The organism is Paenibacillus oleatilyticus (genome assembly GCF_018998565.1).
GTDB lineage: Bacteria > Bacillota > Bacilli > Paenibacillales > NBRC-103111 > Paenibacillus_G > Paenibacillus_G oleatilyticus.
The window spans coordinates 152,563-176,242 of the sequence record NZ_JAHNZO010000003.1 but is presented as its reverse complement, the minus strand read 5'-3'; the positions used below and the strand labels follow the sequence as shown (position 1 = coordinate 176,242).

Genomic DNA, 23,680 nt, shown 5'->3' with positions numbered 1-23,680 from the left:
CAGTGTCTATATATAAAAAAGCCGCAACACGAGCAAATATCCTCGCATTGCGGCTTTTCGCATTTTACCTTTTACACCGACCCCCGGCTTTCCTCCTGGCTCGCCTGCAGCGCCTGTTCCAGATCGGCCAAAATGTCGTCGATCGATTCCGTGCCGACGGACAGACGGACTAGGCCCGGGGTAACGCCTGCGGCAAGCTGCTCCTCGCCGGAGAGCTGCTGGTGGGTCGTGCTGGCCGGATGGATGATCAGCGATTTGGAATCGCCGACGTTGGCGAGATGGGAGAACAGCTTCACGGCGTTGATCAGCTTTTTGCCCGCTTCGACGCCTCCCTTGACCTCGAACGTGAGGATCGCGCCTTGGCCCTTGAGCAAATATTTACGCGCCAGCGCGTAGGACGGATGGCTCTCCAATCCCGGGTATTGCACCGAATCGACCGCTTCGTGCTTCTCCAGAAAGCGGGCGACTTTGAGTGCGTTGGTACTGTGGCGCTCCATCCGCAGGTGGAGCGTTTCGAGCCCCTGCAGCAGCAGGAACGCGTTGAACGGCGACAATGTGGCCCCGAGATCCCGCAGCAGTTGCACTCTGGCTTTGATGATATAAGCGATCGGCCCCACCGCTTCGGTAAAGACGAGGCCGTGATAGCTCGGGTCAGGCTGCGTCAGTCCCGGGAACTTGTCGTTGGCGGTCCAATCGAACTTGCCGCTGTCGACGATAACGCCCCCGATCGATGTGCCGTGACCTCCGATAAATTTCGTGGCCGAATGGACGACGATATCCGCGCCAAACTCGATAGGCTTCAGCAAGTAAGGGCTCGGAAACGTATTGTCCACGATAAGCGGGATGCCGTTCTCATGAGCGATGCGCGCCACCGCTTCGATATCCAGCACGTCCCCTTTCGGATTGCCGATCGTCTCGGCGTACAGCGCTTTCGTCTGCGGCGTAATGGCGGCGCGGAAGTTTTCCGGATCGGACGGATCGACGAACTTCACTTGAATGCCCAGCTTCGGCAGCGTGGAGGCGAACAGGTTGTACGTGCCGCCGTATAAGCTGGTGGCCGAGACGATCTCGTCCCCGGCGGAGGCAATGTTCAAGATCGCGTACGTAATAGCCGCTTGTCCTGAAGCCGTTGCCAGCGCCGCAGCCCCGCCCTCCAGCGCGGCGACGCGCTTCTCGAAGACGTCGGTGGTCGGATTCATAATCCGCGTATATACGTTGCCGAACTCTCTCAAAGCGAACAGGTCCGCGGCGTGATCCGTATCCCGGAAGCCGTAAGAAGTCGTCTGGTATAGCGGGACTGCCCGGGAGAACGTCGTCGGATCGATTTCCTGACCGGCGTGAACTGCCAAAGTTTCGGGTTGCCATTGAGTTTCGTTAGCCATCGTTTTCATCCTCCAAGGTTTGATTAGTATGGGTTAATATGCAAAAAAAGAGACATAACGGCCCGCGCATTCCTGCGATGAATACGGGTTTCGTCATGCCTCCGGCAGTCCGGTAGACAAATTCCGATAGGTTTAATTGGCTATCAGGCGTTGATGCTATTTTAACAGGGGACTCTTGCCAGCGTCAACTTAAAAATTTTCGGGTTGCTTCCTCTGGCGTTTGATGCTACATTTTAGTAAATCGCCTTGATTTTGTATCTGCAAACCAATCCAACCAGCCCACCATGCCCTTGGAGGCTCCAGTTATTCGACCGCACCGGAAACGTCACTTGGCCGAATAATCATGGAGTCTTTTTATTTGGGAATCAAATTCCATCGTATGGGAGTGATCGAACGATGTCCACCTTGAACGAATTTCTGGTTCAAAAACGGGAAGCGAGCCTTCAGCGCAACGAGCAAGCTTTGAAGCAGCCGGAAACGGCCAGGCAGGCGATTAAAGCCAATGTGCGTGCGGCCGGGCGAAGCGGGGTGCGCGAAATCCGCATCCGCGATTTTCAGATCATCAGCGACAGTCCGCCGGACTTTGCCGGGTACAATCTCGGACCGACGTCGCCGGAGCTTCAGCTCGGCGTGCTCGGCAGCTGCTTGACGCATATCACCTTGATTCAAGCCGCCGAACGGGGCGTGTCCTTGGACTCGCTGGAGGTGGAAGTGACCGGGGAGCAGCATGCCTTGGCCGGGCAGCCGGGCTTCGAGCATATCCCCATCTATCCGCACAACATCCGGTATAAGCTGCACATTGTCTCGTCGGAATCGGAGCAGACGATTGCCGAGCTTCATGAGGCGGTGGAGCGGGTATGCCCGATTTTTCACCTGCTGGAAAATCCGCAAGACGTCGAAGGCGTCGTCATCCATACGGCTCCGGAAAATGCGCAAAGCTAAGCTGGTTTCCTTCTTGTAAAAAAAAGCGGCGCCCCGCAAGCATGGTACGCTTATGCCCGGGACGCCGCTTCTTATGCCGCCCAACTGCTCCTTAGTTTGCGATTTGGGCAAGGAAGTTCTTCTCTACCAGATCGAGGTCGGCCTGATTGACCGAGCCGTCTCCGTTGATATCCGCCGCCGCAAGAGCTTCCGGCGTCGTCTTATTGAGCGAAGCACCGACAATCACCGCATCGTAAATGTTGATTTCCGCATCGGGATATACGTTGCCTCCCCGCATCAAGCCTTCCTTGCTCCCGCCGTTGCCGGACGCCGCCAAGTTGCCGAGGTCGGCGGCTTTTCCATCCTGCACGATGACCGCCGCTTTGACCGGAATGTAGTGCTTCAGATTCGCCGTGACCGTGTAAGCTCCGGCAGAATGGATGAAACGCTTGAAACGCTGTCGCTGCATGGCTGCGGATGGTCGTCTACCGTTCTGACTGACCGGAGGCACAGGTGCCCGAATGCCGGCTCTCGGGCAATTCCATCGTCACGTTGTTCGCAAGGCAGATGCGTTTTCCTTTCCGTCGGTTTCGCCTCGCCCCTTCCGCTAATCGTCAAGAGGCTCGCTGCCGAACGCTTGTCCCACCTCCCGGTATCCATCGGAAAACCGCTGTCCGCAGACAGCCCGGTACAAGCCGGAAACGACAAAAAAAGTCCCGGGTCGCGCCAATGATCATGGCCGTCCCGAAGACTTTGTCGCACCATCGTTTTCCGATATTCGATCTGTTTTTACTGTACCAAGCCATTGTCATCGCAATGTTTTGCCCATGTGAATAATTCGTGAAGCTGCGCGAGTGCGCCCGGCTGCTGTCGAACGGCGAACCGGGTTAACGCATTTCTCAAGCGTGAGAAGCTTCGTGCTTATGCTGCGGAACCAAATCGAACGGCAGCTGCACGTCCTTCTTGCACTGCGGGCACACCGCCTGCACGCCCGTCCCGTTCAGCCGGGCCAGCAAAATGCGGGTGCGGATTCTCAGCGTCCCGTCCTCCAGCTCATCCATCATAACCCGATTGCACTTGTGACAATTGATCAATACCATTGCTCAGGTTCCTCCTCTCGTCATCCTCCTTCGCCGAGCCATGTTGTCCGATTGTTGTCCGGAGTCCCCTTCATCATGACATATTTGATGTTAATTAATTGTAAATTTTACAAATAGCCCGCGAGATGCATAGGTTTACCGTTTAAGGAGCCGGCGAAAAGCGATGCTTGTGCTTTAATCGATCGTCCGGTTGGGTTCCGCCTTCGGCTAAAATATGCATGAGAACGAATTGTCCCTTGGTGTTTTTATCGTAAACATAAACGACATCCGGTTCGTCTTTATAGGCAACCTTTACATAATAATCATTTACCTTCGCATCATAGTGCCCTGAGATTTGTTGAACGGACTCTTGGGGCATATGTTCTTTCGAAGACAGCTCTTGCAAAAATTGCTGCCGGATGTTGAGCCTTTCCGCTTCCTCCCCTTGGGAATTTAGCGCGTCAGCAGCACGCCGAGCCGTGTAATCGTACAAACACAAAATGAGAATTACGGTCGTCATGGATACGCACATGGCGGTAATCAATGCTTTATATTTCATAAGAACACCTTCCACCTGTACAACTTTGTTAAAATCATCATACTGTATATTTTTATAAAATGGTAGGCAAAAGACCCCGGGAGCATCCTCCCAGGGCCCATCGAATTACTTAAATTCATACAGCTTATCCCTCAGCAGTGCCGTGTCTTTGTTCTCCGCATACCACTTGGCATACCAGTCGTCGACCTGCTTGCCTCCCGCCTGATCCCACGTGCTCTTCGCTTCCGTCATCGCCTGCTCCGGCGTGTACGAGGGGCCGCTGACAATCGCCTTGATCCACAGATCGTTGACGATCTTGTCCGTGTTCGTCGAGATCAGCTGCAGATCCTGCGGCAGCGTCGGCATATGCTCCGGGTTCGTGATGTCGGCGATCGGGCGCTCCGGCGTCAAGTACGCTTCGTCGGCCATTTTTAACAGATCGTAATACTCCTTCTCGATCTTGTTGTCCAGATTGAGCGTTTCCGCGTATCTGCCGCACTTGCCCTCCAGCACCGGGGAGAACAGCATTCGGAAGTCGCTCGCGTAGGTCACTTCCTTCGCCTTGTCCTTGTCGACAAACGCCGGACAGCCGTTCTTGCCCGCCGTATAATGCGTGCCTTCGATGCCGTAGCCCAGCGTCTTCCCGGCTTGCTCGGAGGAGATGAAGTCGACGTATCTCATAATCGCCTCGGGGTTTTTGGCCTGCGCGTTCACCATCGCGGTGAGCTGCACCGGGTTGTTGATGATCGGGCTGAACTGCCCGTACGGCCCTTTCGGCAGCGGAATGACGATCACCTCGGCGGACGGGTTGTTTTTCTTCAGCGACTCGTACACCTGCAGCCATCCGGGGCCGCCCGTCTGTCCGCCCCACATGCCGAGCTTCCCGTTCACCCAGTCCTGCTGCGCCTTCTGGCCGGCCTTATCCGTCAAATAATCCTTGTCGACAATGCCTTCGTCATAGAGCCGCTTCTTGAACGCCGTCGCCGCCTTGGCCCGTTCCCAATCGTGGACGAGCTTGCCGTCCTCCACGACCCACTTCGAGTTCTGGAACATCGCATTCAATATCTGATTCGTAATATAGGCGAGCGACGTGCCGTACGTGTCCGCTTTTCCGTTGCCATCCGGGTCTTTCTCCTTGAACGCCTTGAGCGCCTCGAACAGCTCGTCGGTCGTCTTCGGCACCGGCAGGTTCAGCTTCTTCAGCCAGTCCGCCCTCAAGTAGAGCGCATGGTTCGTCTGCAGACCGTTGACTTTGCCGAACGCATACATTTTGCCGTCGGGCATCTTGGCCACCGTCTTGAGCACCGGATATTTGTCGAGCAGCGCCTTGTACGTCGTGCTGTATTTCTCGATCATCTCGTCCACCGGCATCAACTGCTTCTGCGCATACAGCTGGCTCCGCAGCACGGAGGAAAACTCGAAAACCAGGTCCGGCGCGCTGCCCGACACGAACAGCGTCGTCAGCTTCTGCGTCGCATCGTTGCGCGGAATGGCGACGAACGTGACGTTGGCCGGACCGTTCGTGTTGATCCAATCGGTCCAGCGGTTTTTCTCAATCGTGCCCTCGTTCTGGGGAACGGCCCCCCGGTCGTAAATCGTCGCGGACAGCTCCGGCTTCTTGCCGTTCCCGGCCCCTCCGCTTCCTCCGGCTCCCGGCGAGGCGCAGCCCGCCACAACGACCGTCGCCGCCAATCCGAACGCCATGCCGGCGTTCCACCGCTTCTTCCCTCTGCGTGTACTCATTTTGCCAGCCCCCTTTTCTTTTGTTCCCCTCTACACCGCTAGCCTTTCACCGCACCGATCATGACGCCCTTAATAAAATACTTTTGCATAAACGGATACACCAGCAGCAATGGCAGCACCATGACGACAATGCCCGCCGTCTTGATCCCCTCCGGGGTGATAAAAGCCTGCATGTCGCTGGCGTTCATCTCCTGCATCAACGACTGGCTTTGGATCATCTGCTGCACCAGCACTGTCAAGTTGAACTTGCTCGTCTGGTTGATGTACATCAGCACCTGGAAGAACGAGTTCCAATACCCGACCGCGTAAAAAATCGACAGCGTCGCGATCACCGGCACGGACAGCGGCAGCACGATCCGCAGCAAATAGCGCCATTCCCCGCAGCCGTCCATCCGGGCCGCATCGTCCAGCTCGTCGGGAATGCCTTCGAAATACGTCCGCATGATCAGCATATTGAACGTGCTGACCAGACCCGGCAGCCAGATCGCGCCGTACGTATTGATCAGGCCGAGCTGCTTCAGCAGCAGGTAACCCGGAATCAAGCCTCCGCTGAACAGCATCGTGAACACGATCGCCAGCGTCCAAAACCGCCGCATGTAAAAATAACGCCGGGACAGCGGATAAGCGGCCATCGTCGTGAAGATCATGCTCAGCGCGACACCGACAACGGTGAGCTCAACGCTGTTTTCGAAAGCGCTCACGATTTTCGAGCCACGAAGCAGCAGGCCGTACGATTCCAGCGTCCAGCCTTGCGGCCACAACGTCACGGCGCCGGACAAGACGGCATGCGGGTCGCTGAGCGACACCGACACGATATGCAGCAGCGGCAGCAGACAGCTCAAACCGACAATTATCAGCAGCAGCGCGTTGACGGCCAGGAACCATTTTTCTCCGGTCGTAGATTTCATCGCCTTACAGCCTCCTCCACCTAAAATACAATCGCAGCAGACTCGGCACCGTTACCATAGTCCCTGGTTAAACCGCCGGGCAATCGCATTGGACGTCACGACCAGCACCAGCCCGACCGCCGATTCGAACAAGCCCATCGCGCTCGTCAGGCTGAACTCGCCCTTCTGGATGCCGAGCGTGTAAATATACGTGCTGATGACTTCGGATACGCCGGCGACGACGGAGTTTTGCAGCGTATACACGGGGTCGAATCCGACCTCCATCACCTTGCCCATCGCCAGGATCAGCATTAGCACCACGGTCGGCGAGATGCCGGGCAGCGTCACGTGCCAGATGCGCCGCCATTTGCTTGCGCCGTCGATACTGGCCGCTTCGTACAGGCTCGGATCGATCGTCGACAGCGCCGCCAAATAAATGATCGCGCTGAAGCCCGCTTCCTTCCAAATGCCCGAGCCGATGAAGATTGCCACCCATGACGTCTCGTTGTACAAGAAAGGAAACGGCTGCCCGAACCATTGGACGATCCAATGGTTGATGACGCCCGACTGCTGGGAGAACACCGTCACGACGATGCCGCCCACGATGACCCAAGATAAGAAATGCGGTAAAAAGACGAGCGTCTGCACGGACTTTTTGAACCATGCCTTCTTCACTTCGTTCAGCATGATCGCCAGCAGGATCGGGAACGGAAACCCGGCAACAATATGAAGCAGACTGAGCATCAACGTATTGCGGATAATGAGCAGCGACTTCGGGTTGTTGAACAGCAGCTGGAAGTTTTTCAGGCCGACCCACGGGCTTCCCCAGATGCCGTCGGCGAAGTTATAGCTTTTGAAAGCGATAACAACTCCGGCCATCGGAATGTACTTGAACACCACGTAGAACGCGACGACCGGGAGAAACATAAGGAGAAGCGGGACATTGCGTCGGAACGTTCGGCTGCGCCGCAGCCCGGCGACCTGCTTGCTGCGTTCCAGCGAGATCGGCGCGGGATGCATGGACTGTTCCACGATTCGATCACCTCGGCTTTCGTGTAGTGAATCGAATGTACCCCGGCCAGGCGCTGCAGCACAATGGACAGTATTCTTCGAGGTCGCGTTTTTCCGCCAAACGGGCGAAAACGCGCCGTCTTGCCGAGGCTTCGGGGATGAGGACATTTTTCCGTGCGACGGACATTTTTCAGCTTCGGCGCCCCCAGCCCGCTATTTCTTGCGGAATTCCCCGGGCGTCACGCCGGTCGCTTTCTTAAACACGCGCAAAAACGACCGGACGCTCGGATACCCGACCCGGGCCCCGATGTCCTGCACCGTCTCCTCCGTTTCCGTCAGCAGCCGCTTCGCCTCCCGGATCCGCAGCTCCGAGACGTAATCGAGGAAATTCACGCCGAATTCCTCCTTGAACATTTGGCTCAAATACTTCGGATTGACATTCAACTCGCTTCCCAAAAAAGTCAGAGACAAATTCGGATTCGCATACTGCTCGTGAATACGCTCCTTCATCTGCACCATGACCGTATGGTTTGCGCGCGCCGTCCTCATCGCTTCCATCCGCCAGGCGCTTGCGGTTAGAATGGCGGCGAAGCTTTCCCGCCACTCGTCCAGCGTATCCGCCTGCTCCATCGCCCGGTGCAGCTCCGGCAGCGTATCGTCGTTCCACAGCCGGCCGAATTCCGGCGGAAGCTCCGTCATTTCGCGCTGCAGATGATAGATCAGCGAATGCAAAACGGCCGACGCGTCGTCCTCGGAAAACACCCCTTCCTTCAGCTCGGCGAACAGCCGGTTCATTTCCGCTTCCCATCCGGCTTCCCCGGCACGGAACCGCTGTGCGATCGAACGCAGAAGCTGCAAATGCTTGTACACCCCACCCTGCGATTTCGCCCGAAGGCTTGCGGCATCGATAATCCGGTCGGTTCCAAGCGCGGATTTGTATTTGAGCGCCTCCAATGCTTCGGCATGCGAGCCCGGAAGCTCGTCCAGCCCCAGCGCCAGCGTACCGAGCCCCACCGTGACCGTAAACGACAAGTGCCGGTTCGTCCAGTACTTCACGTTCTCGAACATGCGCGCCGCCGCCCCCGTATCCTCCGCCTCCGGCGGCAGATGCAGCAGCACGCTCAGCTCCCGGTTCGAGGTCCATTCCATCCACGCTGACAGGCCGGACTGCTGCGCAATTTCGGCGATCACGCTGCTCAGCGCGAATTTAAGCAAATATTGATCGCGCTGGCTGTACCGGCTGCAAAGCCCGGCATATTTGTCGATTTCGACCACGGCCATCACCAAGCCCGTAGACCGCTCCGCCATGCCGAAGCGGCGCATTTCCGCCTGAAACCGTTCGTCCGTCACGGCGCCTCCGTCTTCCAGCAGCTCCAGAAAAAAATTGCGCTTGCGAAAAATAAGGTCCTCCTCATGCAGCTTCCGGTAGCTGATCGTCCGTTCCACCAGATCGTCGAGCGCTGTCTCGATGAACCGGAACTCATCTTGGTCCGCCCGGCCGCCTACAGCAAAAGCGCTGTTCCGCTGCGAAGCGTAAGCGTCGATCCGATCCAGAATGGAGCGGATCGGCCGGTAATTGCGGCGGGTGACGAGCACGATCCAGACGGCCCCGGCCGCGACCAGCCCCACATGGAGCAGCGACCACAGCGACGTATACGAAAACCCGGCAAACGCCGAACGGGTTCCCTGCAGACCGCTTTCGACGGTCCATCCCGTATACTCGGACGTGACCGTGGTCAGCACCGCCGCCTCATCCCCCTCGGAAGAAGCCAGTGTCCGGCGGTTTCCGTCCAGCAAACGGACGAAGCTGACATCGGACTCGATCATTTCCTTGATAGCGCTTGCAATCGTAGACATGCGGACGTTGACGACGACGATTCCCTTCTCGCCGCCGAGCAGCGGCAATTTGCGCACTAGCGACACGACGGTTACCGGCTCTCCCTGATCGTCGAATTCCCTGTACGGCCGGGCGTCCGTCCAGCGGCTCCTGCCGTTTCCGTTCAGCGCTTCGCGAATGAACTCCCGATCCCCGAACTGCTCGATGCCCGCCATCAGATTCGGACTAAGCACCGTCCGGTCGGAAGCGCGCACCAAATAGATCGAATCGATAAACGGCGTGTTGACGATGATTTCCCGAAGCTTGCCCGACGTTTCGTACAGGTCCAGCGCCGTTCGCCCCGACTCCCGGCTGGTGTAAAATTTCGCCAGCTTCTCGTTCGTCTGAATCTCCTTGATCAGCTGCCGGTCGACCGTCCGCATGGTCTGGTCGACAAGCTGGAGCACATGCTCCGCAAACACGTGATTGGCGCGGACCGCTTCCTTCCGGGCAAGCTCGCCCGCGGAAAAGACGGAGAGAAGAATCAAGGCGGCGGCTACCGCCAAAAACACGGGCAAATACGACAGCAGCAGCCGTTGAAACCAGTTTCTGCGCAAGGGTCACAGCTCCTTCCCGGGATGAACTTGAACTGCGGTGCGGTTATCGCGGCATTCAGTGGACTCGCCTTGCCGTCCGATTACAACCGCCGGGTCGAACGGCGGACGTTCAGCTTGCCCGGCAGCACGATTTCCTGCGCGCCCAACTCCGGATCGCGCCACTGCCTGAACAACAGCTCCACGGCCATGCTCCCCATCAGCTTGCCCGACTGATTGACCGACGTAAAAAAGTCGGCATACCCTTCCGGCAGCACCGCATACTTGTCGTCGAACGTGACGACGCTGAGCTCCTCGGGAATGCGCAGCCGAAGCTCGTTCGCCACCCCGATCAGCACCCCCAGGTGCCCGGGATCGGCCGCATAGACCGCCGTCGGCCGGTCCTCGCTCCGCAGCAGGGCGCGCAGCTCCGCCTCCGGCGAAACGCCGCTTTCCAAGAGCACTTCATAGCTTGACGGCATCTCAAGCTCCTGCTCCATCAGCGCGAAGCGGTAGCCCTTGATCCGCTCCCGGTGCGTATAATGCCGGTTCGGCGAAAGCAGAGCGATGCGCCGGTGACCGAGCGAGAGCAGGTGGTTCATCAGAGCGACGGAGCCCATGAAGTTGTCTCCGCGTACCAAATGCGCCTCCACGCCCTCCAGCTTCTGGTCGACAAGCACCATCGGAATGCCGCTTGCCGCCAGCAGCTCCGCATGCTCGCGGTTCTTTTGATCGCCGCTGAGCACGATGATTCCCTCGACGCCTCGGCTGATCATTTTTGACGTCAGCGCGACCTCCCGGCCCCCGAAGGAATTGCCGATCAGAATCATGTAGTCCTGCTCAAACGCCTTCTCTTCGGCTCCGGCCATAATATCGACGCCGAACGAATGGCTCGCAATGTGCTTGCCGAACGGCAGGATCAACCCGATCGTCGCGCTGCCTTCCGGCGAGCGCCTCAGTTCCTCCGCATGAAAATGCAGCTCGCGCATCGCCTCCTGCACCTTCTGCCGGGCTGCAGGCGATACGGTGCCGCTGTTGTTAATAACCCGGGACACGGTCGATTTGGATACACCTGCCCGCTTGGCTACCTCGTCCAATCTGGACATAGTTTCTTCCCCCTTTGCTGATGGCTGGATACCGATGCGAAAAAATGTGGTTGCCGTTTTTATCGCTTTCGTTGTATTATAGCATAAAAATTTAGAAACGTTGCAGAAACGTTTCAAAACAATTCACTTGGGCATCATCCCTATCCCAGTACCGCTGAGCGCGAAGGAGGACGAAAGACGATGAACACAAGCACACCCCAGCTTCACCCGGATGTTGGTACCGCTTACCGAAAGCATGTGATGACCATGGCCAAACCGGCCGTCCGCTGGCAGGACGCGCTGCCGTCCGGCAACGGAACGCTGGGCGCGCTCGTGTACGGCAATATTCAGGAGGACACGATTCTCGTCAATCACGAAGCGTTATGGTACGGGGCCAAGACGAAGGAGCTGCCGGACCTGTCCGTTCACCTGCCGGAGCTGCGGGCGCTGCTCGATGCGGGACGCTATGCGGAAGCGAACCGGCTGTACCCCGGCCTGATGCGCGAAGCCGACTACCTCGCCAACACCGCCATGTTTCAGCCCGGGTTCGACCTGAAGCTGTTCCTGGAGCCCGCGGAAGGGTTCAAGGCGTACGAACGGACGCTCGATATGGAGACGGGCGAAATCACCGTCGGCTGGAACGATGGCGATGTCCGTTTCACGAAGCGGCTGTTCGTCTCGCGCACCGATGAAGCGGTCGTGCTGTCCGTCCGCAGCTCGGCGCCGGGTACGCTCCGGGCGGCGCTGGAGCTGACCGTGCACGACCCGGAGGCGGCGGAGCGCGGCTTCTCGCACGACCGGTTCGTGCGGGACGATGTGCTGTGCGCGATCGGCAAGCACGCCGAGGCGCAGGACCCCTACGGCGCTGCCGCCCGGGTCGTCGTCCACGGCGGACGCCGATATGTACGGGAGCAGGGGCTGCACATCGAAGACGCCGACGCGTTTACGGTTCTGCTCCGCATCGATCCGAAGCTCGGCGGACCGGGCGAACTGGACCCGCTCACGCGTGGATTGAACGAGCTGCCGCCGGACTACGCGCTGCTGTTCGAGCGCCATGCGGCCGAGCACCGGGCGCTGTTTCTGCGTGCCGAGCTGGATTTGCGCGTCTCCGAAGGCGCGGACGCCAGCAACGAGCAGCTGCTGCTCAACGCCTATAGCGGCAGCGTTCCGACGGCGCTCATCGAGCGTATGTACGATTACGGCCGCTACCTGCTGCTCTCCAGCTCCAGACCCGGCGGGCTGCCCGCCAATCTGCAAGGCGTCTGGAACGGCGATTATGCGCCAGCGTGGAGCAGCGCTTTTTTCAACAACGAGAATATCCAGATGAATTACTGGCAGGCGATGCCGGGCCATATGGCGGAGACGGCGCTGCCGTTCTTCGACTTCTTCGAGTCGCTGCTGGACGACATGCGGACGAACGCCCGCAAATGGTACGGATGCCGGGGCATTCTCAGCCCGCTGTTCGCTTCCCCGGATTCGGGCCTGAAGAAAAACCTGCAGCCCCACGTCGTCTATTTTTCCGCCGGCGCGGGCTGGCTGGCGCAGCATTTTTACGATTACTGGCTGTTTACCGGGGACCGGACATTTCTGGAGCAGCGGGCCGTGCCGTTTCTGAAGGAGTGCGCTTTGTTCTACGAGGATTTCTTCGTGGAAGACGCGGACGGGCAGTACAAGTCCTATCCGTCCAATTCGCCGGAAAACTTCGCCAACGGCGCGTTCGAGGGCAGCGGTACAGTGGCGGTCTGCATCAATGCGACGATGGATTTTGCCGTCGCCAAGGAAGTGCTGACGCATCTGTGCGAAGCGTGCGAGGAGCTCGTAATTGAAGCGGAATCACTGCCGAAATGGCGGGCGATGCTGGGCAAGCTTCCGGCATATCAGGTGAACGAAGACGGCGCGCTCAAGGAATGGATGCACCCGGACTTCAAGGACAATTACCATCATCGGCATTTGTCGCATCTGTATCCGCTGTTCCCGGGATACGAAATTACGCAAGGAAGCGAGCCGAAGCTGTTCGAGGCGTGCCGGACGGCGGTGGAGAAGCGGCTCGTCATCGGCCTCCAGGACCAAACCGGCTGGTCGCTCGCCCATATGGCCAATCTGTACGCGCGTCTGGGGGACGGAAACCGGGCGCTGGAATGTCTGGAGCTCCTGAGCCGTTCCTGCCTCGGCGACAATCTGTTCACGTACCACAACGACTGGCGGCGTCAGGGGATCAGCGTCGCGGGCAAGCGCGCGCCGTTCCAAATCGACGCGAATTTCGGCTGGACCGCCGCCATGCAGGAGATGCTGCTCTTCTCCGTCCCCGGCGTCATCAAGCTGCTGCCCGCGCTGCCGGATGCGTGGCGCGAAGGCCGGTTCCGGGGGCTCCGCTGCCGTGGAGGCGCAGAGGTGTCGATGGCTTGGAGCTTGGCAGAAGGAAGCGCCGAGGTATCCTTCGTCTCCGCACGGACACAGACGGTGGAGGTGGAGTTTCCCTTCACGCTGCAAGAGGCGACAGGCGATGCCGTCAGCTTGGCCGAAGCCCCGGGCCAAGCGGCCCGGCACCGCATCGTGCATTTGCCTGCGGGACGGACGGTGACGCTCAAGCTAAAGTTTGCTTAAAAAACGCAAGTACCGGAGCTGCCGCCCGAAAAGCTTCGGCTGCCCCGGTACTTGCACTCCAACGAAACGAATTACGTCTCCGTGCTACAGGAGAAGCGGCTCATCGGTCCAAAATGCGGATGACGAATGTCTTTTCGCTGTAATTTCCCGCACGGTCGAACGATTTCACGGCCAACGCGTAATCTCCCGCCTGAAGCGTATAAGGATTAAGGACAAAGGAGCTGCCTCGCGTTCGTCCGTTGAACGTTATCGTGGACTGCGCTACTCCGCTCAGCGCGTCGCCGATATTCAGCCTCACCTTCACCGGCTCGGACCGGTTGAACGAAAGCGGGGTAACGAGCTCGATCTTCGGCGGCGTGAAGTCCAGCGTGACGACCCCCGTCTTGACGCTCTCCTTATTACCGGCAGCGTCTATGCTGTAGTAGCGGATCGTGTTGATCCCCTCCAGCGTAACGGGAACAACGCTTCCCTCCACCTCTTCCATCTTGCTGTCGCCATACACGTTGGTGGTTACGGTATAATCGCCGTACACGTTCCCATATACGTTGTTGGCAATGCTGTAATTGCCGTATACGTTCCCGTACACGTTCGTGGAAACCGTATAGTCACCATACACGCTGCCATAGACGTTATTGGTGACACTGACGTTACCGCCGGGTCCGCTGCCGGGAATACCGTTGTTCACGCTGTACACGGTTTTCGCGACTCCGCTTAAGTTATCGGATGCCCGCAATTGGACCAGCTGCGGCGTGTTCTTCCACCCTCTGGGTACGTTAGCGACGGTTACAGGCGCTTTTTTGTCGATGCCGATTACCGTCCGCTTCGTGCGCTCCACGTTTCCGGATTTGTCCTCGGAATAATATTGCAGCGTATGAACTCCCTCGTCGGCGATATATACGGCCCCCGTAACGGTCTTCCAAGCGTTGTTGTTCAGCTTGTATTTGGTTGTCTTCACCCGGTCGCTAACCACGAAGGTGACGGCTACGGTTTTGTTGTTAAACGTCCCCTCCCCGGTTACGCCATCCGTCTCTATACGGGTAAGCTCCGGACCGGCGTCTCCTTGGCTCGTCGTGATCACGCGGATCGGCTCGCTATAGTCCGAAACGCCGGTCAAGTCAAAGGCTCTCAGACGATACGTGTACATTTTGTCCGGGGTCAAGCGCGAATCGTTGAAGGTCGTCACCCCGCTGGAAACATAGCCGATTCGCTGCCATTGGGCCTCTCCGTTATCCCGCCGTTCGATCGCATAGCCCAGCGCGTTGTCGTCGCCTTCCGACCAAGCCAGCTCCACGCCGGTATCGGAGATGCGGTTCGTCGTCACGAATTTCGGGGCTTTCAAAGCAGCCGGGGGTAAGCCGATCAAGGTGTTGACGGCGGCCTTTATTCCGCCTAGATCGTTCGCGATAATATTGACCGTGTGATACTCGCCGACAAACGGGGAATTGGCATAGCTGACCGCCGCCTCGCCGGCCGATAAATGGTCGCCTTGCTCGAACAGCAGATACCCTCTGGCTTGATCGAGGAGCAGCACGTTATTCGACGTGTTGCCGATGAGAACAAGATCGGATTCGATCGTTTTCCATTGCGGATATTTGACATACGACGATTTGTATTCCTGCAGCCCGGTCACGGCCCCATTCGGCTCGGCAAGGCCCAGCCGGACTTGGCGGCCCTCACTGCGGTAATACTGCACAAGACGGTTCGCCTGTTCCACCATGGCGGGATCGTTGTTCTGCGCTGCCGTCAAGGCGATCGTCAGAGGAACATCCGCTCTTTCCGCGAATTCGCGAAGACCTTCCTCCCTGTACAATTTCACCGAGGAACGGGGTGCCGTCTGTTGAGCCCCTTGAATGACAACCTGCGTGCCGGAAGACAACCCGCTGAGCAATTCTTTGACGGTTACCGTATACGTTCCGGGTTGGTCCGAGTCCTTCAAGGGCAGCTTCGCGGTCAGGCCTGTGGCCGAATATACCGTTGCCGTATCACCGCTTGTCGCATGCCTTACGGTCAATTCGACCGGGATGCCGGTCATCGGGTCCGGATTGCGGACGGAGCAGAATGCCTCGTAAAATCCGGAAGAGCCTTTGGTTACAGTGACGGAAGGAACCGTCACTTCGACAGGCGGAAGAGCGTACCATTGAAAGCCTTCATTGTGCAGATCGACATAAGTCGCTTCCTGAACGGTCAGCTTCCTGCCTTTTCGCACATCGTAGATCGGGCGCTCCGTATTCCACGTCACCGAGCCCGTTTGTCCGATAAGATGCTGCGATTCGTCAGACTGCTCATCGTGCTTTTGATTGACCACCGTCACATACTGCGTATCTCCGGAACGGGCCGGAATGGCCCAGATCGTACGGCTGTCGGTGACGGCAACCGGCTGCGCGACCGGCGTCATGGCGCTTTTCAGCTTGGCGATGTTATCCGCATTCCGCTCCAGCAGCAGATTGGTCTGATCCGTATCGCTTTGCTTCAGATAAGCCCGGACCTGCATGCCGGTCGCCACGGACGGTACGGGAGATACGGATTCGTCATCCTTCAGAATGAGACCTCCCCGGTCCACGAAGCCTTGAAGCTCGCCGGTCATTCCGTCGTACCAGTGCCAGCTGTCGTCGAAATTGTTCAGTCCTACGAGCAATATGGCCTTGATCGATGACGGCAGCCCTCTCTTCAGCTCTTCCGGCGTGATCACTTTCGACGCCCATCCGGCGGCATGGGTGAAGAACATCGCTTCCGACACTTTTCCTTCGTGGGAACCTTTGAGCAGATCTTCGTCTGTCGGCTCTTTGCCGACGATGCCCCGCAGCAGGGCTTGCTTGTTAACATACATAATGCCGATCGTCGGCGTCGGCTCGGTCATCGCATAGGCGCCACCGTATTTACGAATCCAGGAATAGAGCTCTTTCTGCTCCGCGATCATTTGAGGCTTGGCGAGATCGCCCTTATTGTTCGGCAGCACATTCGTGCCGATCGCCTGAATGCCCCGGGTCAAGGCCAGCGCATAAGCTTTTTCCCGGTCCGTCTTGCCGAAAAACAAGCTGAAATCGTCGGGTGTCGCCCATGTCGTTTTGTTCGGATAATAGCTGCGCAGACGGTCCAGCAAAGCGACCACATGCATCGGTTTGGAGGTGCTCAATTCGTTCCAGTCGTAACCGGTCTGTATCGGCATCCGCTCATGCATCGGCTTCGCGGGAACCGTCCCCCAGGGCCATCCTCCGTGTCCGCCGACGCCGGGCGAGCTTCCGAACGACCCGGTCGTGGTGAGATAGCCGTCGTTGACTTCGGAAACCGCTTTGACAAAATAACCGTACTCCTTGAAAGTTTCATCGTACCGGTCGATGTAGTCGAGGAACGGCTTGGAGGCATTCGCGAAATATTCGTGCGCCTTCGGCTGATACCATCCCTGCACGCTGGGCGCGATCGGCGTCGTAAGCGGCAAACCGCGCGCCCTTTGGAATGCGGTGTAGGCCATTCCCCACGGACGGTTCGGAATCGGAGGCGCCCAGTCCCAATACGGCACGTAGTCTGCGTTATCCGCGCCGATGCTCATGCCCGTCATGTTCGGATAAACCTGAAACCGCTGCAAACTGAGCTGGACGTTCCGGTATAACGGGGCGCGGTAATCGGGCAAATTGTAGGCATAGAACGCCAAATTTGCATTGCGCATATCGATGCCGTTGATGTCCGTGAGCGGAACAAAGCCGAACTGAACGCCCCGTTTTTCGAGCGCCGCCGCCATCTTTTCCGGACTGACCGGACTGTCCGCGTCGGTAAAGTTGCTGAATTCGAATACGCGGTCGTATCCGGTATCGCTGACATAATCGGCATATTCCTCGATGGAACCGAGCGTCTGATACATCGAGGCGACCTTTTTATGCTCGGAATGGTAAAAACCGCCGGAGCTCATGCCGTGTGACATATAAATGAAGTTGATCGTCTCCGGCGACCGCGGAACATCGACTCCCAGATGGCGGGCGATCGACGAACGATCCGGAACATAGCCGGGCGTGACGGGCTTCGCCTCCGAGAGCGCCGCCGTATCCGCATCCCATACCGCCTGATTCGGGAACGTTTCCGGACGGTCCAACGACTTCACGGTAACGGCAGGCCCGCTCCCGGGAACGTTCAGAGCGAACGCAATGGGGACATCCTTCGGATTGCCGGCTTCGATCGGTTGAAGTCCCGCATCGAAACGAACCGGGCCCCGCCCGTCAACCCACAGCTCGTAAGGCTTGCCTTCTTCATTTTGAGGCAGCAGCAGGGTCAGAGAGTCGTACACATTCGCCCCGCTGTTATAAATCTCCGCCCCATCCGCTTTCAGCACGACGTTTTTAACGGCTCCCGGCTCGGCTCCCGCGATCTTCACCGGGAACGTCCAGAGCTCATAATCCCAGGCCCACGTTCTGGCCGTCCTGTCGGAGGTGTACATATACGTCTGGCCCCAGCGCCATTGCACCCCGCGTACCCAATGGTTGCCGGGCTGCAGCACGTTGTCGTAGGGCTGCTGCAGAAGCGGCATGCTTTCCGGCTCGCGCTGCAGCAAAATATCCGTTTTGAATTCCGCTGCGTCGGCGAAGGGCTCTATCTTGCTTTTCGTTTGATCCGCTTGGGGGATGTGCAGCGTGATTCTGGGCCAATCCACCGCATCGGGGCCTTCCTTGCGCACGGCGGTTTGGTGGATTTTGGCGCTGCCGTTCGTAAACAAACCGTTCGGCATGTCGTACCGGACCAATCGGAAGGTCGCCCATTTCAATGGGAACGTGAAATCGCTCGGCTCCGCCGGACGGGTTGTCATCGTGTTCGCCATATCCGCTTTAATCTGGCCGGAGGTCAGGGGGGCCGCATAAATATGCAAGGAATCGATCGAACCCCGGAACCCGTATTGACGCATCGATCTTGTCGCAGGGTCCCAGTGCCACTCCGTGCCCAGCATCATGTTCACGAAGTTCGGCAGCGCATCCGTGAACACCGCAGAGCCGTCGACACTGCCGATGAGCTTCCCGTTCACGTAAAATTTGATGCCGACATGTTTTTCGAAGGTTACGGCGACATGGCACCATTGCCCGGCCACGATCGAATCCGAAGGAAAGGACCAGTCGTACCATTTCTCTCCGTAATCCGCCGCAAACCCTAGACGATTCCCGGTCAGTCTCAAATAAAACGTCGATCCTTTCCAGTTGGCGTCACGCTTCGTGACGATGGGCAGATGCCCGTTCAAATCGTCCGGCTTGATCCAGGCGGTAATCGTAAATTTGGAGGAAAGATTGTTCAGCATGCCCGTGGGAGAAGTGGGAGAAGAAACCATAGCTTGATTCGGTCCGGTAAACCTTAACGCCTTTCCGCTGCCCTCCCGTCCGTCTTCGAAGGAGGCCGGAGAGGTGACGGTGCCGTTCTGTCCAAAACCGCTATCGTCCCGCAGCAGCGTCGGATTCGATGGGTCCGGCTCCATCTCGTACCTGGCCGCCAAAGGCAGCGCGATGACATCCTGCGTGGTTATCTTCAGGGGTACGCTCGGCGGCGACAGATTGCCCGACAAATCTTTGGCGCGTACGGTAAACGTATAGGGCGTTTTGGCAGCGAGATCCTCTGCCTTGTAGCTGGTAGCCGTCGTATAGCCGATCAATGTGGAACCGGCGTAAACATTGTATCCTACCACGGCAACGTTATCGGTTGAGGCTTCCCAGGTAAGATCGACTTCCGTATCGAGTATTTTGGTGGCGGTTAAATGAGAGGGAGTGGTGGGGGGATCGTTATCAGGAGCTAGGACGCCGTAAAGATCCAGTTCATGGATAGACCACCATAAGCCTGAGGTTTTCGTTAGGGCGATTCGGATATATTTGGCGGTTTGCTGCGGAAAACTGATCGTCACGACCGAAGAACTGCCCGTACCCGACGCAACCGGTGCGCTCCAATTCACACCGTCGTCGGAAACGGTAACCTCGTATCCGCGAGGGTAATCTCCGGATGAGCCCCCGGCATCGAGCACCAGCTTGTTGTACGTTTTATCCCCCGGTCCCGTATCGATCTGGAACCACGTCCCCGGCGCTTGCGCTGCCCCGCTGGTCCATCGGGAGGACAGGATTCCGTCGATCGCCATGCTGGGTGAGGAAGTGCTGCCGGTCGACGACGCCGTCGCCTTCCAGAGCGTGCGATCGAGCTTATCCTGCGTGGTCACCGCATAGGGTGCGGACGGTGCGGAAACGTTGCCAGCCGGATCTCTTGCCCGGATCGTAAACGAATAGACGGTTCTCGGGGACAACCCGGATACCTTATACTCTGTCGACTTTGTGGAACCGACGAAGTCCGGGCCAAGATAAACGTCGTATGCGAAGACAGCCACATTGTCCGTAGAAGCATCCCAGGACAACCGGATCTCATGATCCGTGACGTCGGAATCTCGGATGCCGCCCGGAACGGTCGGAGCTTGGGAATCGGGCTGCATGGCGCCGTACAGATTCAAATCATAGATCGACCACCACAGTCCGGAGCTTTTCGTCAACGTAACCCGGACATACTGGGCGGTTTGCTGCGGAAAATCGATCGTCACGACGGAGGAACTTCCCGTACCCGATGCGATTGGAGCGCCCCAGTTCGCCCCGTCGTCGGACACGCTGACTTCATACCCCCGGGGGTAATCTCCGGTGGAAACTCCGGTATCCAGCACTAGCCTGTGGTACGTTTTATCCCCCGGGCCCGTATCGATCTGGAACCACATCCCCGAGGCTTGTGCCGCTCCGCTGCTCCATCGGGTGGACAGGCTGCCGTCGACCGCCAAGGATGGCGGTGCTCCGCCGGCACTGGAAGACGCGGTGACGGCCCAGAGTCCCCGGTCAAGCGCGCCCGGCTGAACGGCGAACGGACTGCTTGGCGCCGATACGTTCCCCAATGCGTCTCTGGCCCGTACCGTAAACGTATAGCTTCCGCCCGGAGTCAGCCCGGTTGCCCAATAGTCGGATGAGCCGCTCGTGCTTCCAATCAACGCATTGCCGTTATAGACGTCGTAACCGATGACCGCACTGCCGGAGGAGGAAGCGGTCCACGCCAAATGGACCGAGGTATCGGTCCGCCAAACGGAGGTCAAATTTGAGGGGGGTGAGAGCGCCTGTGCCTCCACGACCGCAGCAGTTCCCAAGGGGAAAGGGACATGGCCGAACAACAGAAATACCACCAGCCAAAAGCTTGCCAACCCTTTCATTTTTTTCCCTGTCAAAGCGGATTCCTCCCCATACAAAATTTGCGACATTGACAGCGTTTACAAAACAAACGGTTTCATCACAAATGATTTGGGCACCTCCCTTCAAAAAGAGGAACATGCAGGGCGGGAAGCCGGACGCCTCCCGCCCTGTGAGAACAGCCGGACAGACATGCTGCGCAGGGAATCTTACTTATTTATTGGAATACAATTTCACGGCGTCTTCGCCGAATTTATATAAATCCTCCAGCATAAATGCTTTCGGCTTGTTCTCCGCGTACCACTTGGCATAGAAGTCGTCCACCCGGGTACCGCCGGCCTTTTCCCATAACTCCTTCGCGTCTTTATAGGCCTGCTCCGCCGTATAGCCGCTTCCGCCGACAACCGCTCTAATCCAAATATCCTTGAGCTGCTGGTCGGAATTTTTGACGATGATGGCAAGCTCCTGCGGCAGCACAGGCAAGTATTCCGGCTTCAGGGTAGGGATCGGCCGCTCTCTCGAAACGTAGGCGGTATTGGCCTGCAGCGCCAGCTCGCGCAATTCCTTCTGTGCTTCCGTCTTCTGCGGCCGATACGAATCAAACCCGCATTTGCCGTACAGCAGCCGGGAGGCCATCATGCCAAGATCGGCGCTATACGATACTTCCTTCTTGTTCTTCTCGGCGTCAATCGGCTGCGGGCAGCCGTTCTCGTCCTTGCTCCAATGCGTGCCTTCCAAGCCGTATTGAATGGTTAATGCGTTTTCCGGTTTAATCATAAAATCGATATATTGCATGACCGACTTCGGGTCTTTGGCGGCGACGTTCAGCACGCCGACCATCTGAATCGGGCTGCCGACCGCCGGACTGAACTGGCCGAATTCGGATTTCGGCAGCGGCAGGATCGCAAGCTTGCCGTTCGGATTGTTTTTCTTGAACGTATCATAGTCCTTCTCGCCCGGGAAATCCTGAAACAGATACATGCCGAGCTTGCCGGAGAGGAAATCCTGCTTCGCTTTCTCCCCGTTTTTATCCGTCAGAAAATCTTTGTCGACCACACCGGCGTCAAACAGTTTTTTCTGAAACGCAACCGCCGCGGCCAAACGGTCCCACTCGTGAACGAATTTGTCGTTTTCGAAGCGCCACTGGACTTCTCCGAATCCGAACATATGCTGGATGATCGAGGGGGCATTGCCGCTCAAATTGAGACCGAACGTATCCTTTTTGCCGTTTCCGTCCGGGTCCTGTTCCGCGAACAGCTTCGCCACGTTAAAAAACTCTTCCGTCGTTTTGGGAGCCTGGAGGTTCAGCTTCTGCAACCAGTCCTCGCGAATGTAAACGCGGTGCCCCGCGGTAAGCGGAGAAATTCGGCCGATTTCGTACATTTTCCCGTCGTCTTTGGTCGCCAATTTTTTTAACTGGGGAAACTGCTTCATCAGCTCTTTATACGTGGTGCTATATTTCTCGATGACCTCGTCCAAAGGCATAAGCAGCTTCTGGGCGTACCACTGGTTTCTGTAGCCCGTATCGTATTCCAGGATCAAATCCGGAGCCGCGGCGCTGGCGAACAAGGCGTTGAACTTCTGGAAAGATTCCCAGCGCGGAACCAGAACATATTTGACCTGAACCGGACCGTTCTTGTTGATCCATTCGCTCCAGCGGTTCTTATCCCAATTCCCTTCTTCCGGCGGAATGTTGTTCCGGTCGTAGATCGACACCGTCAGGCTGCCTTTCCCTTCCTGCTGACCCGCCTTGTCGTCCGGCGCGCTGCTGCCATTGCAGCCCGCCACAAGCATTCCCGCCGCTAGAACGGCGGCAGAGCTTGTCACACAGGCTTTGTTCCATCTTTTTGCTTTCATCGATGAACCCCCTCTGCAAAATATGCACTTTCTCCCTTCGGGGTTACCTCAGCAGCCCTGCCGTTGTTGCCCAAACTGCCAGCCCCCTTTCCCTACATCCTTATCCTTTGACCGCCCCGATCATGACCCCTTTGACAAAATACTTCTGCATAAAGGGGTACACCAGCAGCAGCGGGACAAGCATCACAACCACACCCGCCGACCGGATCGATTCAGGCGTAATTAACTGCTCCAGCTCATGCTGCTGCAGGTTGTTCAAGCTTTGCAGCAGCGACTGATTCGCGATCATGTTCTGTACCATGACAGCCAGATTGTACTTGGCGGGATCGTTAATGTTGATTAACAAACCCTGGAATGCGTTCCAGTAGCCAACCCCGTAAAACAGCGTCAGCGTCGCCAGAACCGGCATCGACAGAGGCAGGACGATCTGCATCAGCAGCCGCCAATCGCCGCAGCCGTCGATCCGGGCGGCCTCTTCGATTTCGGCCGGCACGTTCTCGAAAAACGTTTTTAGCACCATCAGATTATAAGCGCTGATCAAGCCGGGAAGCCAGAGCGCCCAGTACGTATCGATAATGCCCAGGGAGCGGTTCACCAGAAAAGCCGGAATGGTGGGAATCCCGAACAGCATCGTGAACACGATGGCCAGAGTAAACGCTTTTCTCGCATAAAAATATGCTCTCGAGAGCGGGAAAGCGGCCAAGATCGTGAAGACCATGCTCAAGACGACGCCGACTCCCGTGATGACCACGCTATTTTGGAAGCAGTTGACAATCGGCGTCCCGTCGATTAGCGCTTTATAGGAGTCGAGGCTGAACCCGACCGGCCAGATCCCGACGAAGCCCGAGGCGATGGCGGAATAGTCGCTGAAGGACACCGAGACGATGTTAAGCAGCGGTAGCAGGCAGCTGAGGCCGGCCGCAACGAGCAGCAGATTGTTCACGCAGTGAAATATTTTTTCTCCGAACGATAGCTTCATCGTCACCCTCCTTGTT

Annotated in this window: 14 protein-coding genes; 2 read left to right on the top strand and 12 right to left on the bottom strand. The window is 57.6% G+C overall.

Going from position 1 to position 23,680, the window contains the following annotated elements; genetic code table 11:
* Positions 1-71: 71 nt before the first annotated feature.
* Positions 72-1,382 carry a homocysteine synthase gene (locus KQX66_RS05630; protein ID WP_216790773.1) on the bottom strand — a complete coding sequence of 437 codons (1,311 nt, stop codon included), beginning with the start codon at positions 1,380-1,382 and terminating at the stop codon, positions 72-74.
* A 396-nt stretch (positions 1,383-1,778) separates the two neighbouring features.
* Here KQX66_RS05630 and KQX66_RS05625 point away from each other — a divergent pair, with 396 nt between their 5' ends.
* Complete coding sequence (locus tag KQX66_RS05625) at positions 1,779-2,324, top strand: OsmC family protein (RefSeq protein ID WP_216790771.1); 546 nt, start codon at positions 1,779-1,781, stop codon at positions 2,322-2,324.
* Positions 2,325-2,415: 91 nt separating this feature from the next.
* On the opposite strand, the gene KQX66_RS05620 is transcribed toward KQX66_RS05625, so the two are convergent.
* The 8 genes from KQX66_RS05620 to KQX66_RS05585 all read right to left on the bottom strand — a co-directional run bounded on the left by KQX66_RS05620 (position 2,416) and on the right by KQX66_RS05585 (position 11,076).
* Positions 2,416-2,772, bottom strand: a complete 357-nt coding sequence (locus KQX66_RS05620; protein WP_216790769.1) for a dockerin type I domain-containing protein — start codon at positions 2,770-2,772, stop codon at positions 2,416-2,418.
* Positions 2,773-3,202: 430 nt separating this feature from the next.
* Complete coding sequence (locus KQX66_RS05615; protein WP_216790766.1) at positions 3,203-3,403, bottom strand: hypothetical protein; 201 nt, start codon at positions 3,401-3,403, stop codon at positions 3,203-3,205.
* Positions 3,404-3,545: 142 nt separating this feature from the next.
* Entirely contained in the window at positions 3,546-3,941 is a 396-nt protein-coding gene (locus KQX66_RS05610; RefSeq protein ID WP_216790764.1) for a DUF3139 domain-containing protein, read from the bottom strand.
* Positions 3,942-4,046: 105 nt separating this feature from the next.
* Positions 4,047-5,663, bottom strand: a complete 1,617-nt coding sequence (locus KQX66_RS05605; RefSeq protein WP_253956949.1) for an extracellular solute-binding protein — start codon at positions 5,661-5,663, stop codon at positions 4,047-4,049.
* 38 nt (positions 5,664-5,701) lie between these two features.
* A complete protein-coding gene (locus KQX66_RS05600; protein ID WP_216790762.1) occupies positions 5,702-6,571 on the bottom strand; it encodes a carbohydrate ABC transporter permease in 870 nt (289 codons plus the stop codon).
* Positions 6,572-6,622: 51 nt separating this feature from the next.
* On the bottom strand, positions 6,623-7,570 hold the full coding sequence (locus KQX66_RS05595) for an ABC transporter permease (RefSeq protein ID WP_216791076.1): 948 nt from the start codon (positions 7,568-7,570) through the stop codon (positions 6,623-6,625).
* A 204-nt stretch (positions 7,571-7,774) separates the two neighbouring features.
* Entirely contained in the window at positions 7,775-9,994 is a 2,220-nt protein-coding gene (locus KQX66_RS05590) for a helix-turn-helix domain-containing protein (protein WP_216790759.1), read from the bottom strand.
* 80 nt (positions 9,995-10,074) lie between these two features.
* Positions 10,075-11,076 carry a LacI family DNA-binding transcriptional regulator gene (locus KQX66_RS05585; protein WP_216790757.1) on the bottom strand — a complete coding sequence of 334 codons (1,002 nt, stop codon included), beginning with the start codon at positions 11,074-11,076 and terminating at the stop codon, positions 10,075-10,077.
* A gap of 180 nt (positions 11,077-11,256) precedes the next feature.
* On the opposite strand from KQX66_RS05585, the gene KQX66_RS05580 reads away from it, so the two are divergent.
* A complete protein-coding gene (locus KQX66_RS05580) occupies positions 11,257-13,659 on the top strand; it encodes a glycosyl hydrolase family 95 catalytic domain-containing protein (RefSeq protein WP_216790755.1) in 2,403 nt (800 codons plus the stop codon).
* 100 nt (positions 13,660-13,759) lie between these two features.
* On the opposite strand, the gene KQX66_RS05575 is transcribed toward KQX66_RS05580, so the two are convergent.
* The 3 genes from KQX66_RS05575 to KQX66_RS05565 form a co-directional block, all read right to left on the bottom strand.
* On the bottom strand, positions 13,760-20,866 hold the full coding sequence (locus KQX66_RS05575; protein ID WP_216790752.1) for a discoidin domain-containing protein: 7,107 nt from the start codon (positions 20,864-20,866) through the stop codon (positions 13,760-13,762).
* Positions 20,867-21,041: 175 nt separating this feature from the next.
* Entirely contained in the window at positions 21,042-22,685 is a 1,644-nt protein-coding gene (locus KQX66_RS05570) for an extracellular solute-binding protein (protein WP_216790750.1), read from the bottom strand.
* Between the two features lie 100 nt (positions 22,686-22,785).
* The gene (locus KQX66_RS05565; protein WP_216790748.1) at positions 22,786-23,664 is read right to left on the bottom strand and encodes a carbohydrate ABC transporter permease; all 879 of its coding nucleotides are present in this window, start codon (positions 23,662-23,664) and stop codon (positions 22,786-22,788) included.
* Positions 23,665-23,680 lie beyond the last annotated feature (16 nt).

Excerpts from the sequence above, each read along its gene's own strand:
- KQX66_RS05630 (WP_216790773.1), bottom strand. The coding sequence starts at position 1,382 with ATGGCTAACGAAACTCAATGGCAACCCGAAACTTTGGCAGTTCACGCC.
- KQX66_RS05625 (WP_216790771.1), top strand. The coding sequence starts at position 1,779 with ATGTCCACCTTGAACGAATTTCTGGTTCAAAAACGGGAAGCGAGCCTT.
- KQX66_RS05620 (WP_216790769.1), bottom strand. The coding sequence starts at position 2,772 with ATGCAGCGACAGCGTTTCAAGCGTTTCATCCATTCTGCCGGAGCTTAC.
- KQX66_RS05615 (WP_216790766.1), bottom strand. The coding sequence starts at position 3,403 with ATGGTATTGATCAATTGTCACAAGTGCAATCGGGTTATGATGGATGAG.
- KQX66_RS05610 (WP_216790764.1), bottom strand. The coding sequence starts at position 3,941 with ATGAAATATAAAGCATTGATTACCGCCATGTGCGTATCCATGACGACC.
- KQX66_RS05605 (WP_253956949.1), bottom strand. The coding sequence starts at position 5,663 with ATGAGTACACGCAGAGGGAAGAAGCGGTGGAACGCCGGCATGGCGTTC.
- KQX66_RS05600 (WP_216790762.1), bottom strand. The coding sequence starts at position 6,571 with ATGAAATCTACGACCGGAGAAAAATGGTTCCTGGCCGTCAACGCGCTG.
- KQX66_RS05595 (WP_216791076.1), bottom strand. The coding sequence starts at position 7,570 with ATGCATCCCGCGCCGATCTCGCTGGAACGCAGCAAGCAGGTCGCCGGG.
- KQX66_RS05585 (WP_216790757.1), bottom strand. The coding sequence starts at position 11,076 with ATGTCCAGATTGGACGAGGTAGCCAAGCGGGCAGGTGTATCCAAATCG.
- KQX66_RS05580 (WP_216790755.1), top strand. The coding sequence starts at position 11,257 with ATGAACACAAGCACACCCCAGCTTCACCCGGATGTTGGTACCGCTTAC.
- KQX66_RS05570 (WP_216790750.1), bottom strand. The coding sequence starts at position 22,685 with ATGAAAGCAAAAAGATGGAACAAAGCCTGTGTGACAAGCTCTGCCGCC.
- KQX66_RS05565 (WP_216790748.1), bottom strand. The coding sequence starts at position 23,664 with ATGAAGCTATCGTTCGGAGAAAAAATATTTCACTGCGTGAACAATCTG.